Here is a 14,765-nt window from a genome sequence, read left to right as displayed (position 1 = left end):
GAGTTCCTACATTCTCTCTTTAAAACAATCGATGTCGGTTCGGCGATGTTTTTATCGCCCGCGTTCCGCGTTTGAATGACGAACGAGGATCAAGGTCCGGAGCTGTTCCTTCTTAAATAAGCCGGAATATCATAGTCTTCCGCTTTCGGCGAAGAACCGTTTGAAGAACGATAACGCAACGATCCCGGGTTTCTTTGGGATTCCACATTCTCTTCACCGAAAAAATCTTTTTTCTCGGAAGAAGAATTCTCCATACCGACCGCCTTGCGTTGAAACCCGTAATTCTCCTGAACCCTCGTAACCAGATCCTGATTCTGGATCAATTTTCCCGAAGAAGAACGTTTGTTAAAACCGGTAGCGATCACGGTTACACGAATCTTGTTCGTAAGAGTTTCGTCTTCGTGAAGGCCGATGATGATGTTCGCGTTCGGATCGACTTGAGAAGTTATGATTCCCGAAACCTCGTTCCAATCGGAGATCGTTAGATCCTTTCCACCGGAAACGTTGATCAAAAGAGAAGACGCGCCCGCGATCGAAGTGGAGTCTAACAGCGAATTGTTGATCGCGTATTCCACGGCCTCCTTCACTTTTCCTTCTCCGCTTCCTTCGCCGACTCCCATCACCGCGTCGCCCGTATCGCGCATGATGGTCTTAACGTCCGCAAAGTCGACATTGATAAGACCTGGATTGTTGATGATATCGCTGATTCCTCGAACCGCGTTCAAAAGAATATCGTCGATCACTTGAAACGCGAGATCGATCGGTGTGTTTTTGTCCACGACTCTAAAGATGGAATCGTTGTTGATGAGAATCAGCGTATCCACGTGAGAACGGAGTTGTTCGATTCCCTTGCGCGCGAGTTCCATTCTTCTTCTGCCTTCAAAGGAGAACGGAAGTGTGACGACTCCGACCACGAGACATTTCATCTCTTTGGCGATCTTTGCGATTACGGGCGCGGCACCGGTTCCGGTTCCGCCTCCCATTCCCGCGGTGATAAAAACCATATCGGCTCCTCTCAAAGAGGATTGGATTCTTTCCTTATCCTCTTCCGCGGCTTTGTAACCGAGTTCCGGATCGCCTCCGGCTCCCATACCTCGAGTCGCTTTGGTTCCTAAGATGATTTTGTTTTCCACGGGAGAACGAAGAAGAACCTGTTCGTCCGTGTTGAGAATCGCAAACTCGACTCCTTTGAGAGTAGAGTTGGACATTCTGGTAACGGCGTTCATACCGCCGCCGCCGACTCCGAATACTTTAATGACTGCGGGACTGGTTTTTGTTTCTTCTTCAAATCGGATCATATTCTATTTTCCTAATGGAGTTGGCTCAAAGATTGTCTTCGATCCATCTTCTGATTTTTTTCGTCCAACCTTCCGAACGGTCCACGGATTTCTGATCCATGTCCGTCATTCTATCTGCGTATTTGATCATTCCGATTACGGTGGAGAATTCGGGAGAAGAAGCCTTCTCGGCCAATCCGCTGATTCCGCCCGGTCTCGCCCTGGATGCCGTTAGACGAAACACGTCTTCCGCGAGAGTGTCGATTCCTTCGAGAAGACTTCCTCCTCCGGTAAGAATCACTCCGCCCGCAAGAAGTCCTTTTTTACCGGACTTCTCGAGTTCCTTGTCCACCATCTCGAAGATTTCGCGCATTCTCGGTTCGATGATGGAAACGAGTTCTTCGCGGAGCACTTGTCGCGCAGGTCTTCCGCTGATCGGAGGAATTTCGATCGTTTCGGTGGGATCGATTTCGGAAAGAATCGTATGTCCGTATCTTTTTTTGAGAAGTTCCGCGGTTTCCAAAGTCGTTTTGAGTCCGATGGAAATATCGCTCGTAACGTTGATTCCTCCGAAAGGAATCACGGAAGAATAGGAAATTCCCCCATCCACGTAAACGATGAGATCGCAACTTCCCGCGCCTATGTCGAGAACCGCGGTTCCTAAGTCTTTTTCTCCCGAGGTCAAAACCGCTTCGGACGACGCGAGGCTGGAAAGAATCATGACTTCGCAAACGAGTCCGGATGATTCAACACATTTTTCTAAATTATGAATTGCTGTTATACCCGCGGTGACGATATGAACTTCCGCTTCGAGGCGAACTCCCGTCATTCCGATCGGATCGCGGATGCTCGTTTGATCGTCCACGGAGAATTCTTTGGAAAGAACGTGCAGGATTTGTTGATCGGCGGGAACTCGGATCGCCTGCGCTGCTTCGATGACTCGGACGACGTCGGGTTCCGCCACGGTTCGATCCCGGTTTGTGATCGCCACAACTCCTTTGGAATTATCCGCCTTTACCGTTTTGCCGGTGATGTTCACCGCGACGGAAGAAATTTCCTGACCGGACATGAGTTCCGCTTCGCTGACCGCCTCGATGATGGAACGGGTCGTCGATTCTATGTTTATGATCGATCCGTTTTTGACTCCGGAGGAAGGATACGCTCCGGTTCCTATGATTTCCACTTCGTATTCGGAGATAGGTCGGGCCACGACCACTTTTGTCAAAGAGGTCCCGAGGTCCAATGCGGCGATGATTCTATCTCTCGGTTCCAACATATCAATGATAGACTGCGTCTTCTCCTCGGATGTCCACAAGTTCGGATTGGATCTTGTCTTTTTCAAAATATGCTAATATAGCGTAGAGCTTTCGAACCTGATCCCTGTGAAGAAGAGTTCCGATTTGAATTCTCAGACGAATGGGTTCGTCCGCGAAGAAAAAAATTTCTCCGTCCTCTTGCAGAAGAACTTCGGAGATTCTCGGCTTTAACGCGGGATACATTCGAAACGCCTGTTCGACGGAATTATAAAGATCGCGGAAACTTGCGTCTTGGATCGATCCATTCTTAATCGGAAAATTTCCGGAAAGAACGCAGAGATCCTTTTCGCGTACGTCGTCTTTGGAAAGAAGTCGTAACTCGCTATCGATCTCGTAGAGATGTCCGTCGGAGTTTACGATATAAACCGCCTTTCTTTCGGTCAGTTCGATGAGAAGTTGGTCTTCCGACTTTTTAGTGATGCGGGCGGAGTTGACTCGGGGAAGTCTGGAGAGCCTTTTTTCGAGAAGATCCAAGTCCAGCGTGTCAAAGGAGGTTCCGGGTTGAATTTCCAGCATTCTTACGATTTCTTCCGTTTTGAGCTTTTCATGCCCCGTAATGATTAACTTATTCAATTCCCGGGGAATCCCTTGAAAACCGAACCCGAGAATCATCCCAATGCTCAAGATTCCGACGAGGAGAGCCAAAAGGAGAATGTTTCTCCTTTTCTGCACAAATTCTCTTAGAAAGTCAATCAGATTATGTCTCATGATAAATTCTTCAGGGAAATTTCTTCTCTGATTCCAATATCGGGATTTGTTTCGTGGAGTACATCCGTTTTTCTGAGCGCAGATCGTCGGCTTTTTGAAAGAAGTGATAATCTTCGGAAAAGGTTTGCCGGTTCGTAAAAATGATTCATCGTCGTAAAGGTCGGAAGTACGAAATGCCGAGAATTCGAAAGGTTGGAGTTCCTACATTTTTCTAAAAAGTAGGAACGTCCTTGTTTGAAACCCGAATCTGAAAAGAAGCCCAACTGATTATGAATCTTACCAAACATACAGCGGTCCTTACGGGAGTGATCTTCTTCCTGGCTTTTTCCTTGGGAATGTATATTTCCGTGATCGAAAAGGCGGGAACCAAGGACGAATATCCTTACACGATGAAAATCTATTATCCTCGTTTGGAAGGAATTCATCCCGGAGCGCCGGTTCGGATTCTGGGCGTGGAACGGGGAATCGTTCTGAGTTTGGATGTGGTTCCGATCGACGAAGTTGGTGATCAGAAATTCTTAAACAAGGATCAAACGAAGGCGATCGAAATCGTGATTCGTTTGAAGGAACCGATTACGCTTTGGGATAATTATAAGATTACGTTTCAAACCAATACGATTCTTTCCGGTAGAACCATCGACATCGATCCGGGTTCGTCGGAAAAGGAAGACACGACCTTCTTTCAACCTACGTATTTGGAAGAGGAACAACGACCTCCCGACTTCTTACCTTCGGCCGATTACTTCGAGGATTTCTTTGCGGCTTCCACCGGCGTGATTCGCGAGAATCGAGAGGATATTCGCGCTTCGTTTAACAATCTTTATGAGATTTCGGAAAAGTTGAAGTCGAATCGCGGGACGATTCCTCAAATCATCAATTCTCCGGAAACGTACGACAACGTGTTGGAACTCCTCACCGACGCGAGGATTTTCGGCAACGATGCCCGTCGTTACACGGAAGGATATCGTAAGTTGGAGCGTTCGGCGCCGACTCCGTTTACGATCAATTTGTATCGTAGAACGACTTTGATCGGTAGCGTCGGGAACGACTACTATTTCGGGAAGTTGTAAGAGTTCCCACACTTTCCTCCGACTGAAAATCCCCGAACCTACCGATACATCCAATATGAAAGTTGCCATCATCCATGACTGGCTGAACGGAATGCGCGGAGGAGAACTCGTCCTCGATTCTCTCTTAAAAATTTATCCGACAGCCGACTTATTCACGTTATTCTACACACCCGGAAAGTTGAACCCGCGGATCGAACAAAGAAAGATCACGACCGCGTTTACGAACAATCTTCCGTTTAAGGATTCCAAATATCGTTGGTATCTTCCCTTGTTTCCGACCGCGATCGAATCCCTCGATCTAAAAGGATACGATCTTGTGATTTCTTCTTCCCATTGTGTGGCAAAGGGAGTGATCACCGATCCGGATTCGATTCATTTTAGCTATGTCCATTCTCCGATGCGCTACGTTTGGGATTTGTATTACGATTATTTTCCTTCGCGCAAGGGGCTGAAATTTTTTGCGTTCGAAGCGATCTCGAATTATCTGCGAACCTGGGATGTGGCTTCGGCTTCGAGGGTGGATTCTTTTTGGTCCAACTCGGAGTTTGTCGCGAGGAGAATCCAAAAATTCTATCGTAGAGAAGCGAAGGTAATCTTTCCTCCTTGTCTTCCCGAAAAGTGGAAGGTCGAACCGCAAACCAAGGACGACTTCTATCTCATCGTCTCCGCGTTCGCCCCTTATAAAAGAATCGATCTCGCGATCGAAACGTTTCGTAAGAACGGAAAACGTCTCGTCCTCATCGGAGGCGGACAAGAATTTAAGAAACTGACTTCCGGTCTTCCGAACAACATAGAAGTTCTTCCGCATTTGAAACGAGAAGAAGTCTTGGAATATTACAAAAAAGCGAAGGCGTTTATTTTTCCGGGAATGGAAGATTTCGGAATCGCTCCCGTCGAAGCGCAGGCCTTCGAAACTCCGGTCATCGCCTTCGGAAAGGGCGGAGCCTTGGAAACGGTGGTTGCTGGGAAAACCGGCGTATTCTTCCCCGAACAAACCGCCGAATCGTTGCAGACCGCGATCGAACAAGCGGATCGGATTTCCTGGAAAACTTCCGATTTTCAGAAGAACGTAAGCCGTTTTACCGAGGAAAAATTCATTATCGAAATCAAAAAGCAGGTCGAGAATAGAATCAGAACTCCAAGGAAAAAAGGATAACCGTTTTGATTTTACTTCACAGATTGAAAGGGGACGAGTTTGTACTCAACGCTTCTCACATAGAAAGCCTTGAGGCCAATCCCGACACCACGATCACGCTTTCCAACGATCGAAAGTATGTTGTGAAGGAATCCGTACCGGAAGTGATCGAAAAAATCGTGGAATATAAAAAACGGATTCTTGTGTTTCCTATGGGATCTTCTCCGGATCAGTTCAAAAGGGTGGAATAAAATATCATGGATTTTGGAACAGTAGTCGGTTTAGGCGCGGCGTGCGTCCTGATGATCTTCGGGGTGATCTCTGCGGGTTTAAGTCCATTGGACCTTTTTGACGTCCCCTCGATTTTGATTACGTTCGGCGGTGCGACCGCGGGAACGATCATGGCGGTTCCTTGGGAATCCACTCTCGCGGTGGGCAAGGTAACCCAAAAAGTTTTCAGAACGGAAAAACACGATCTTATAGAATTGATTAAAACGTTAGTCTCCTTTTCGGAAAAGGCGAGAAGGGAAGGTCTTCTCGCGCTGGAAGACGACGTGAACGAACTTCCCGACGAATTCTTACGCAAAGGAATTACTCTCGTCGTGGACGGAACGGACCCCGAACTTGTTCGTAACATCATGGAAACCGAAATGGGTAACATCGCTTCCCGTCATAGTAACGGAAAGGCTTGGTGGGAAAACTGGGGCGCTTTGGCTCCGGCCTTCGGGATGATCGGGACTTTGATCGGTCTCGTTCAGATGTTGAAGAACCTCGGTTCCGGCGACCCTTCGGCGATCGGAACGGGGATGGCGGCGGCTTTGATTACGACGTTATACGGATCGATGGGCGCGAACATGTTCGCGATTCCCGTCATGAAAAAACTCATGAGAAAATCCGAAGACGAACTTACGATCAAACAGATCATGATCGAAGGAACCCTTTCGATTCAGTCCGGGGACAACCCGAGGATCGTAAAGGATAAGTTATCCTCTTTTCTTCCTCCTTCGGAAAGAGACGTTCTCAAGGACGACAGCGAGTAAACTCGGGCTTTCATTATGGCAAAAGCAAAATGTCCGGAATGTATTCAGAATATCCCCGAGTATATGCTTACCTACGGGGACATGGTGACGCTGTTGTTGTGCTTCTTCATCATGCTTTATACCACCGGTAAAACGAACGCGATCGAAATGCAGATCATTCTTTCCGCGTTCAAAACCACGACCGGATTTTTCGACGGAGGACAAACTCTTTCCAAAGGCCGATTGGAAGAGATGGGAATGAACATAGAAAGTCTTCCTTCTCAGACGACCGGAAAGGCTTTGTCGAAATCTAAAAAACTTGCCACGGAACTTTTTAAACCTGAAGTGGAAGCGGGAAAGGTAAAGATTACCGAAGACGAAAGAGGTCTGATTATCTCTCTCGTAAGCGCGGATTATTTCAATCCGGGTTCTGCGGTTCTAACCGATTCGATCAAGGTCGCGCTCCGCAAGGCGAGTTCGCTTATCAAAGAACTCGATCGTTTCGTGCGAGTGGAAGGACACTGCGATGCGGACGCGGTCAATCCCGGAGTTCCACCCGGCAAGGAAGAACGCGCCTATATCAACAACTGGGATCTCGCGGGAGCGAGAGCGATCAACTCCACCGATTATATCATCAATGTGGAGAAGCTCGATCCTTCCTGGTTTCAAGCGGTAAGTTTCGGAGCGTTTCGACCTTTGGTGGTCGAGTATTCCGGAACGCCCGAAGCGAAAGCGTACAATCGAAGAATCGACATCGTAATTATGACCGATAAGTCAACCAAGAGAAGTCCATACGAAACGAATTTCGGACTTCCAAAAACGAAAATTCCCGGCTCCGAGTCCAGCGCGCCTGGCAAAGAGTGATCGGAAGAGCGACTAACGTTAAAATTCAGGAGGCAAACCCATGGGTGATGCGGAAATAGACGAGGAAGAAGGCGGGCTACCCGCGGCCGAGGGTGGCGGTGGCACGTCACCCATTATCAAATGGCTTCTTTACGTAGCCGGTGCCATATTCGGAATTATCATCGTCGCGATCATCGCGATGGTAGTCGCGAAACAAACGGCGACTAGTACGTTTAAACAGATGAAGAACGTAGCTCTGGTAAAACCGCCTCCGCCGTTGGCCAACTACAACTTTACGGAAGAATTTAGAATCAACACCTCGGACAAGGGCGAGGCTCACTTCGTGAAAATGAAACTCGCTTTTGGGATCGCAAAGGAAGACCAGACCTTATCCGCCGAACTCGCGGAAAGAAACGCGCAGATGCGCGACTTGATCAACCTGATCGTGGGAAGAAAGTCCAAGGACGAACTGATCAACATCGAGGATCAATTGGATCTCCGCGAAGAGATCAAAGCTCAGGTGAATCATATTCTTACCGAAGGAAAAATTCAGGAAGTTTACTTTACCGAGTTTATCGTCAACTGATGAGAAAAATTCTTGGAGTGATCCCGGCGCGTTATGCGAGCTCTCGCTTTCCGGGAAAACCTCTCGCAAAAATCGGGGATAAAACGATGATCGAGTGGACGTACCGGAATGCCTCCCGGTCGACCACTCTTTCCGAGCTTGTGGTCGCCACCGACGACGAAAGAATCCACGATGTCGTATTAAAATTCGGCGGTAAAAGTGTGATGACGAGCGCGGATCATCCTTCCGGAACCGATCGTATCATCGAAGTCGCCGAAAAGTTTCCGGATTTTTCCGTGATCGTAAACATCCAAGGCGACGAACCAGGAATCGAACCCGAACTCGTGGACGGGGTCGCGAGTTTAAAGGCTTCTCATCCCGAATGGACGATGAGCACCGCGGCCGTTCCTATATTAGAAAGTTCTCATGGAACCGATCCCAATCGGGTAAAGGTCATCATGGATCAAAACGGAAAGGCGATCTACTTTTCCAGATCCTTGATCCCGAGTCAGTTTAAGGCCACGGTTCCCTTGTATCGACATCTGGGGATTTACGGATACGACAGGGATTTTTTGTTGAAGTACAATTCTCTCCCGAAAAGCGCTTTGGAAGAATCGGAATCTCTCGAACAACTCCGAGCGATCGAAGCGGGTTACGGAATCGGAGTTTATCTCGCCAAGGAAGCGGGGTTGTCCGTGGACACGCCCGGGGATTTGGAAATCGTAATCGAGGATTTTAAAAAACGGAAGTGGATTACTTAAGAGCTTCTTGAAGAGAATTGTGGATTAAGACGAAATCGGTTAATCCGACGATGTCCATCACCTTTCTGAAATGTTCGTTCAAACCTGCGAATTCGATCTTGCCTTTCGTTTCGGAGGCTCTGGTGATCAGGCTGATTAAAGTAGCGATCCCGGCGGAATTTATGTAGGAAGTTCCCTGAAAGTTCAGGATCACTCTGTTTCTTTTTTCGGCGGGAATAGATTCGTATTTTCCGACGATTTCCTCGTCCGCTTCCGAAGTGATTTCTCCTTCGATATGGATGATGGGAACGGAAACGGAGAGATCTACGAAAATTTTGAATTCGTCGGACATAAAGAATCTTTCAACTAAAAATCGCTAAATTCCATTAAAGTCAATCGAATTACGCATAATTTCCGAGTTCGGTCGGAGACAATTGGTCAAATTGTCGCCCGCATTTTTTGCAATAAAATTTAACGGCCTTAGGTTTGGATGAAATTCCGAACAGGATCAAAAAGATACCGAGTTTGGTGTAAGTTTTTTCTTCCCTTGCATTGGGAGAGGTCCTACTGATTCCGCAGTCTTCACCGCAGGGTGGAAGTTGGTTGTTGGGATTCACAAGAATAGCGTGTTTTGAGGGTTTAAAAAATACCAGTCGAAAAACCGGAAGTGGGTCGGAAAACGAAAGTCGTCCGACCCGAAAAGGAATTCTTAGTTTTGAGAAAGGTGAACTACGTATTTCGCAAGTAGTTTCAGATTCTCATCGCCTAAGAACTTGTAAGCGACCATCGGGCTCGCCGGAATCCCGTTGTTCAAAGTTTTCAAGATTCCCGCTTCCGTGTTTCCATTCTTCCACTGAGCCGCAGGCGCCTTGTAGTTACGAGGTTTCGGATTGAGGCTCGCGGCCGCCGCTCCGTCTCCAGCTCCTTTTTCACCGTGACAGGAAGAGCAATTTTGTAAAAAGATTTCCTGTCCTTTTTGAAGTTCGGGGCTAAGGGCTGAAGCGGTTTCCGTTGCGGCTGGCGCAGGGGTTTCAGCTGGTTTCTCGGACTTATCTCCGCAGTTCAGAAAAAGAACCAAAGAGGTAAGAGCGATTACGATGGAAATGATCATATTTTTGGAGTTCATCGAAAATCACCTCTATATATGCGAACCAGCTTATATTAGGAGGAAAATTCACGATAGAATTTTTTTGTCAGATAATTGTCACGGGACTTGATTTTTCTCAAGCCCTGCAAAAGAACTAAGCGGGGTTGAATAGGAATCCGGTTCCGGATTCTTCTCTTTGAAATCGAACGGGAAGATCGATCTTTACCGATTCGGTTACGGAAACGCCGGAAACTTCTCCTTCCAAGATTCCCATCGTTTTGATTCCTTCCTCCAACTCGATCACCGCAAGAACATAAGGCGCTCTTTTTGCGAGATGACCGAAGCCTACGTGCACGACCGTGTATGTATAAATTTTTCCTTTACCGGAGAATCGGACCTCGGAAATTTTCGAACTTCCGCACTGAGCGCAAGCGAACGAAGGTTCGGTCGTTTGAAAACCGCAATCGCCGCATTTTGTTCCTTTCAATATTTCTAATATAGTTTCGGACATGTTCAAAACCTCCGAAGAATACGAACGCGTCGATCGTTTTCGAAATATCAATGAGAGAAAAACAAAAACGCTCGGGAACGCACTTCTTTTTTAATAAAACGGAGGATGCTTTTATGTCGAAGGGAACTCCGTCTCCGTTATATTTTTGTATATTTTATTTTTTGCAAATTCCTTTTTTCGTTACGAACCTTACTGGGTTTTGCCTAAAATAGTAGGAAGGTGAAAGATCAGATTTCTTCTGGAAGTGTTGGTCAAATTGTCCGAACCGTCCGTCGCATTGGGTCTGTCTGCAGAATCCAATTGGGGAGAGAATACGTTGTTCGTCGAATTGGAATCCCAAAATAAAACCTTATCCACCGAAACGTCGAATCTGAATTTTCCGCTTCCGGTCGTAGTCGTATTAAAATCCAAAACCAAAACGAACGGAGAATTCGATGCGAGTAGGGCCGCCGAAGCCGGTTGTTTGAATTTCAGTTTTTGATTCGGGGTCGCGTTTGCAATCGTCGAAGCGGACGGAGGATTGATGAACATTTCTGGATTGTTGGTCGGATTGGTCGAAGTCAAAGACTGAATCAACGAACCCGTGGACGAATCGATCGACAATTCCGTAAGGTGACACGGACCGTTGAATCCGCCGCCGCCGAAAAGATCGGGAGAACTTAAGAACGAAGCGGGACAATCTTTCTGAAAGATTTTCGCGGTGATCGTACCTCGATCGTCGTTTGTGGAGGAAACGTTGTTGAGGTGAAGGGAAACGTAACGATAGGAATTTTCGGGAACGTCTTCGGGGGCGAAGTAATACGTAAAAGCCTGAACTACGATTCCGATCCGATCGTAATTCGGAAGTTCCTCGGACGGAATCGAATCGACCCGCAGAAATCCGGAGTCTCCCATTCTTTTTAAATTTACGATAGCGCTTCCTTGCGCGCAAACGTTAGCCCCGTCCTGGGCGGGAGTCCCCGTGATTTTAGACATCGTAAACAATGAAAGATTAGAATTTTCTAATGTTTCGGTTCCGGGAGCGGGTCCGCCTTTCGCGACGGATTTATACGCGACGATTCTGCAGATATCCATCGAAACCGCTTTCGGCGTCAGAAAATGATCGTCGAATCCGTCCGCGTTTCCGTCGCCGTAGTTCTGAGAATTGTCACCTCCGAGATCGGTAAGAAAAACTCCGAAAGGATTCTGGTAAGAACTCGAAACGATTCTCGATTCGCTTGTGGTTCTTGCGGACGCGTTCAAACCGACCGAATCCGAAAGACGAAATTCGGCGTTGCCCGCGTTGAGAAGAACCGCGGCTAACAACAAATCGTCGGAATTTTTTTTATCCTTGTTACAATCTACGGACAGTAACACCGCTACGGAGAAAAAAAGAATTTTGATCTTTCGACCGAATGATTCTTGTTTCATGGTTAAACCCTCACATAAATCGCTTACGGAATTTTGAGAATGGTTTGTGCCAGGTTTTGGAAAAAAATTTAAGAAAAGAATTCCGAAATTTTAGTGACATCATTGCTTTTCTTCGATTTTAGATCGGATTCGTTCGGTTTTTAAAACGCCGATGAAAACAAACTCGATGAAACGTTTTAAAAGGAATGAATATTCATCCGTGCGTCGGTTTTCAATCGGAGTTTATGGAAGAAGAATCAGAAGAGACTTTCGAAAGCATTTTTTTTGGTAGGGAAATAGCAGTGGGAAATTCTACAAAAAAATGAGGCTTTCATTTTGATTGGATAATTGTGTAGGAACTCCTACGTTTTAAAAGTTTTCTTGCAAACCGTTGTGGGAACTCCTTCGACCCACTTCTTTTCTAATTGTGTAAGGGAAGAAACGATATACGGTCGGGCATTCTCGTTTCGCTTTTGGGTATAAGTTTAAAGTAGGAATTTCGCGATCAAGTGAGCGAGGACCTTCGCAAAATTCTATTTGATAATCGTAGTTTGGAAGTATGAAAATTATCTATGTCTTTCGCGAAACAACAAGTTCTGGATCTGATTGAAAAATTGCCGGATGATTCATCGTTTGATGATATTATGGAAGAACTTTTTTTCTCGAAGAAAGTTCAGGAAGGTTTGTCCGATTTGGACGGCGATAAGACGGTTCCGCACGAACAAGTTGTCGAAGAAATCATTCAATGGCGAAAGAGATAGTATGGTCTCAAAGAGCCAGGTCGGATTTACGCGATATCTACGATTACATCAGTAAAGATTCTGAAGTTTACGCATTCAATGTAGTAAGTAGAATTATAAACGTAGTAGAAAATATTCCCTCTTTCCCATTCTTCGGAAGATCCGTTCCGGAATTTAATATCGAAAATCTACGAGAACGACTTTCGGGAAATTATCCGATCGTTTATGGAATCGGTAATTTGCAAAAAATCGAAATCGTTACGATTCATCATTCCTCAAGAATATTAAAATAACCGAATGCGGATCGACTTCTAAAAGTGAAACGCGGCTCCCGCGCTGACCGATTCCGAGTTTTGATTTTTTAAATATTCGAGAATGAAATTCGCGTTCTTCCATCGAAACTCCATACCGATCGTTCCGTACCAGTTCGAATGACTGATAAAAAGATTCCGCTTTAAGTCGATAAACGCAAGGGTCGGGTTCGTCAAAAAATCGTCCCGATTGCTCGAAGAAGAAAGGGCGACGTTTCGATCGACTTGAATGTTCACCGTACCTTGGTTATACATCGCCCCCAAACCTCCGTATATGGTGAAGAATTCGATCGTCTTCGCATAACGAAAATCGACCGTCGCAGAATACAGATTCGAATTGTAGGAAAGATCGTTGATCCCGATCCACTTTCTTCTTTGTCCGGAAAGATTGATATTGGTCGGTCTTCGATCGTAAGAATGAAGGTGAATCGTCTGCAAGGATTGATATAAGCCGAACCCGAAGGAAAGTCCGTCGTTTGCGTTTTCTTCGGAAGAATTTTTTTCCGCAAAAGGAAAGTATCTTAGATTGAGTCCCGAGTTTGCGACCTTGCCGTGTAAGTCCGTTTTTCTGAGTTTTAAAAAGGGAACGTTCTGTTCCGAAAGTTGATACGGAAAATAATGGAAGTGAAGATTCCATTTGTAAAGTTCGGAATTCGAATTCGAAAACAAAGTCCCTAAATTCACTCCTAAATTTACGGAAGGGGATGCGGCGATTCCCTGTTTGGGAAGTTCGCGTAACTCCGAGTTTTCAAAAAAATAATTTCTCGGACTTAGGTTGGTTCTTGCCACCGAGTAACCGAGTCCGATTCTTCCCTTGTTCAAACGGGTCCCGCCCAACAAAGAAGAATTGATGTTTTGTAAGACGGCGGATTCTCCCATGGAAAGAAGGAATTCTTTTGTATAAACGGCGTCTAACGCAGGATCGATCAGGTTCGCGCCGAACGTGATTTCGTTCGGAATCGAAGCGCATTCCACGCCGACACAAAACGCTTCGGAACGTATGTTTTTCGAAAGTAAGAATAAAAAAAGAATTATAAAGACGTAATGTTTCAAGATTGGGAACAGTTTACGGAAAAGAAGATTCTTGGGAAAGCGTTTTTATAAAGCGGAAGAAGCGGATGAACGCGATCGATTTCAACCGGCGGAACAGTACGTTCCGAATTCGGCCGCATCTCTGCGGCCGAACCGACGTTAATTCTTTTAACGAAATATACTTTGAATCGTGGAAAGTCTGAAGATCACATTCCGATCGCGGCGCCGCCGTCCACTCTCAAATAAGTTCCAGTGATGTAATTGGATTGATCGCTCAAAAAGAATTTCACCGCGTTTGCGATCTCTTGTTGTGTTCCCGGTCTTCTCAAAGGAATGAACATAGGATCGGTCAATTTCTTTTGAACTTCTTCCGGAAGAGAAGCGGTCATGTCCGTCTGAACGTAACCCGGACAAACCGCGTTTACGAGAACGTTTCTTCCCGCAAATTCTCTCGCCGCAACTTTCGTAAGAGCGATCACTCCCGCTTTCGAGGAAGAATAATTCGCTTGTCCCGGTTGTCCCGTAAGACCGGAAACGGAGGAGATGTTTACGATTCTTCCGGACTCGGCCTTAAGAAGAAGTTTGGACGCGTACTTGGTCATCAAAAAAACTCCTTTCAAGTTTACGTCGAGAACGAAGTCGAATTCCTGCTCGGACATTCTCATAAAAAGATTGTCCTTAAGTACTCCCGCGTTGTTTACGAGAAAGTCGAGTTTCCCGAACTTCTCTTTAACGCCGGCGATCACCGCGTCGCAATCGTCCGGTTTGGTGACGTTGCAAGCAAGTCCTAAGGTTTTTACTCCGAATTCTTTGGCGATATCCACCGCCGCTTGTTCGATATGTTCTTTATTGAGGTCGACGACTACTATGTCGCCTCCTTCCTTTGCGATAGTATTTGCGATCGCTCTTCCGAGACCGCGAGGAGACGCCGCTCCGGTAACGAGTGCTACTTTCCCTTCAAACTGTTTAGACATGATTTCCCTCGTGTCGAGATTCTAATTGGCTTTCCATTTCCGTGAGAG

The 14,765-nt window shown here is 46.3% G+C and carries 18 protein-coding genes; 8 read left to right on the top strand and 10 right to left on the bottom strand.

Annotated features, from left to right (window positions below):
* Positions 1-89: 89 nt before the first annotated feature.
* The 3 genes from ftsZ to LEP1GSC052_RS13840 are packed head-to-tail and all read right to left on the bottom strand — an operon-like array spanning position 90 to position 3,301.
* Positions 90-1,298: a cell division protein FtsZ gene (gene ftsZ / locus LEP1GSC052_RS13850; protein WP_010573655.1), complete on the bottom strand. Its 1,209-nt coding sequence runs from the start codon at positions 1,296-1,298 to the stop codon at positions 90-92.
* A 25-nt stretch (positions 1,299-1,323) separates the two neighbouring features.
* Positions 1,324-2,553, bottom strand: coding sequence for a cell division protein FtsA (ftsA, locus tag LEP1GSC052_RS13845; RefSeq protein ID WP_010573656.1), 1,230 nt, complete (start codon positions 2,551-2,553; stop codon positions 1,324-1,326).
* A 1-nt stretch (position 2,554) separates the two neighbouring features.
* Positions 2,555-3,301: a cell division protein FtsQ/DivIB gene (locus tag LEP1GSC052_RS13840; protein WP_010573657.1), complete on the bottom strand. Its 747-nt coding sequence runs from the start codon at positions 3,299-3,301 to the stop codon at positions 2,555-2,557.
* Between the two features lie 269 nt (positions 3,302-3,570).
* On the opposite strand from LEP1GSC052_RS13840, the gene LEP1GSC052_RS13830 reads away from it, so the two are divergent.
* The 7 genes from LEP1GSC052_RS13830 to kdsB are packed head-to-tail and all read left to right on the top strand — an operon-like array spanning position 3,571 to position 8,694.
* Positions 3,571-4,371, top strand: coding sequence for an MlaD family protein (locus LEP1GSC052_RS13830; RefSeq protein WP_010573659.1), 801 nt, complete (start codon positions 3,571-3,573; stop codon positions 4,369-4,371).
* Between the two features lie 55 nt (positions 4,372-4,426).
* Complete coding sequence (locus LEP1GSC052_RS13825) at positions 4,427-5,527, top strand: glycosyltransferase (protein ID WP_010573660.1); 1,101 nt, start codon at positions 4,427-4,429, stop codon at positions 5,525-5,527.
* A gap of 5 nt (positions 5,528-5,532) precedes the next feature.
* The gene (locus LEP1GSC052_RS13820) at positions 5,533-5,757 is read left to right on the top strand and encodes a flagellar FlbD family protein (protein ID WP_010573661.1); all 225 of its coding nucleotides are present in this window, start codon (positions 5,533-5,535) and stop codon (positions 5,755-5,757) included.
* Positions 5,758-5,763: 6 nt separating this feature from the next.
* Positions 5,764-6,546, top strand: a complete 783-nt coding sequence (locus LEP1GSC052_RS13815; protein ID WP_010573662.1) for a motility protein A — start codon at positions 5,764-5,766, stop codon at positions 6,544-6,546.
* 15 nt (positions 6,547-6,561) lie between these two features.
* Positions 6,562-7,389, top strand: coding sequence for a flagellar motor protein MotB (gene motB, locus LEP1GSC052_RS13810; RefSeq protein ID WP_020986045.1), 828 nt, complete (start codon positions 6,562-6,564; stop codon positions 7,387-7,389).
* A 40-nt stretch (positions 7,390-7,429) separates the two neighbouring features.
* Positions 7,430-7,954, top strand: coding sequence for a flagellar basal body-associated FliL family protein (locus LEP1GSC052_RS13805; protein WP_010573664.1), 525 nt, complete (start codon positions 7,430-7,432; stop codon positions 7,952-7,954).
* The gene (gene kdsB / locus LEP1GSC052_RS13800; protein ID WP_010573665.1) at positions 7,954-8,694 is read left to right on the top strand and encodes a 3-deoxy-manno-octulosonate cytidylyltransferase; all 741 of its coding nucleotides are present in this window, start codon (positions 7,954-7,956) and stop codon (positions 8,692-8,694) included. Before LEP1GSC052_RS13805 ends, kdsB begins: the two co-directional genes overlap by 1 nt.
* On the opposite strand, the gene LEP1GSC052_RS13795 is transcribed toward kdsB, so the two are convergent.
* From LEP1GSC052_RS13795 to srpA, 5 genes are all read right to left on the bottom strand, one after another.
* Positions 8,687-9,025 carry an STAS domain-containing protein gene (locus tag LEP1GSC052_RS13795; RefSeq protein WP_010573666.1) on the bottom strand — a complete coding sequence of 113 codons (339 nt, stop codon included), beginning with the start codon at positions 9,023-9,025 and terminating at the stop codon, positions 8,687-8,689. The two genes, kdsB and LEP1GSC052_RS13795, sit on opposite strands and share 8 nt — an antisense overlap.
* Before the next feature lie 49 nt (positions 9,026-9,074).
* Entirely contained in the window at positions 9,075-9,290 is a 216-nt protein-coding gene (locus tag LEP1GSC052_RS21005) for a hypothetical protein (protein ID WP_010573667.1), read from the bottom strand.
* 92 nt (positions 9,291-9,382) lie between these two features.
* Positions 9,383-9,799 carry a c-type cytochrome gene (locus LEP1GSC052_RS13790; protein WP_020985592.1) on the bottom strand — a complete coding sequence of 139 codons (417 nt, stop codon included), beginning with the start codon at positions 9,797-9,799 and terminating at the stop codon, positions 9,383-9,385.
* Between the two features lie 115 nt (positions 9,800-9,914).
* Positions 9,915-10,271: a Zn-ribbon domain-containing OB-fold protein gene (locus LEP1GSC052_RS13785; RefSeq protein WP_010573669.1), complete on the bottom strand. Its 357-nt coding sequence runs from the start codon at positions 10,269-10,271 to the stop codon at positions 9,915-9,917.
* 189 nt (positions 10,272-10,460) lie between these two features.
* Positions 10,461-11,681, bottom strand: a complete 1,221-nt coding sequence (srpA, locus tag LEP1GSC052_RS13780; RefSeq protein ID WP_010573670.1) for a sigma factor sigX-regulated lipoprotein SrpA — start codon at positions 11,679-11,681, stop codon at positions 10,461-10,463.
* Positions 11,682-12,405: 724 nt separating this feature from the next.
* Between srpA and LEP1GSC052_RS13770 the strand changes: the two genes are divergently transcribed.
* Positions 12,406-12,693, top strand: a complete 288-nt coding sequence (locus tag LEP1GSC052_RS13770) for a type II toxin-antitoxin system RelE/ParE family toxin (protein WP_010573671.1) — start codon at positions 12,406-12,408, stop codon at positions 12,691-12,693.
* Positions 12,694-12,711: 18 nt separating this feature from the next.
* Here the strand turns inward: LEP1GSC052_RS13770 and LEP1GSC052_RS13765 are convergent, their stop codons facing one another.
* Both LEP1GSC052_RS13765 and LEP1GSC052_RS13760 read right to left on the bottom strand, forming a co-directional pair.
* Positions 12,712-13,764, bottom strand: coding sequence for an Lsa36 family surface (lipo)protein (locus LEP1GSC052_RS13765; RefSeq protein WP_020985990.1), 1,053 nt, complete (start codon positions 13,762-13,764; stop codon positions 12,712-12,714).
* A 185-nt stretch (positions 13,765-13,949) separates the two neighbouring features.
* Entirely contained in the window at positions 13,950-14,717 is a 768-nt protein-coding gene (locus LEP1GSC052_RS13760; RefSeq protein WP_010573672.1) for a beta-ketoacyl-ACP reductase, read from the bottom strand.
* Between the last annotated feature and the right edge of the window lie 48 nt (positions 14,718-14,765).

This window comes from Leptospira kmetyi serovar Malaysia str. Bejo-Iso9 (genome assembly GCF_000243735.2).
Classification (GTDB): Bacteria; Spirochaetota; Leptospiria; order Leptospirales; family Leptospiraceae; genus Leptospira; species Leptospira kmetyi.
This window is presented reverse-complemented; position numbering and strand designations above follow the sequence as displayed.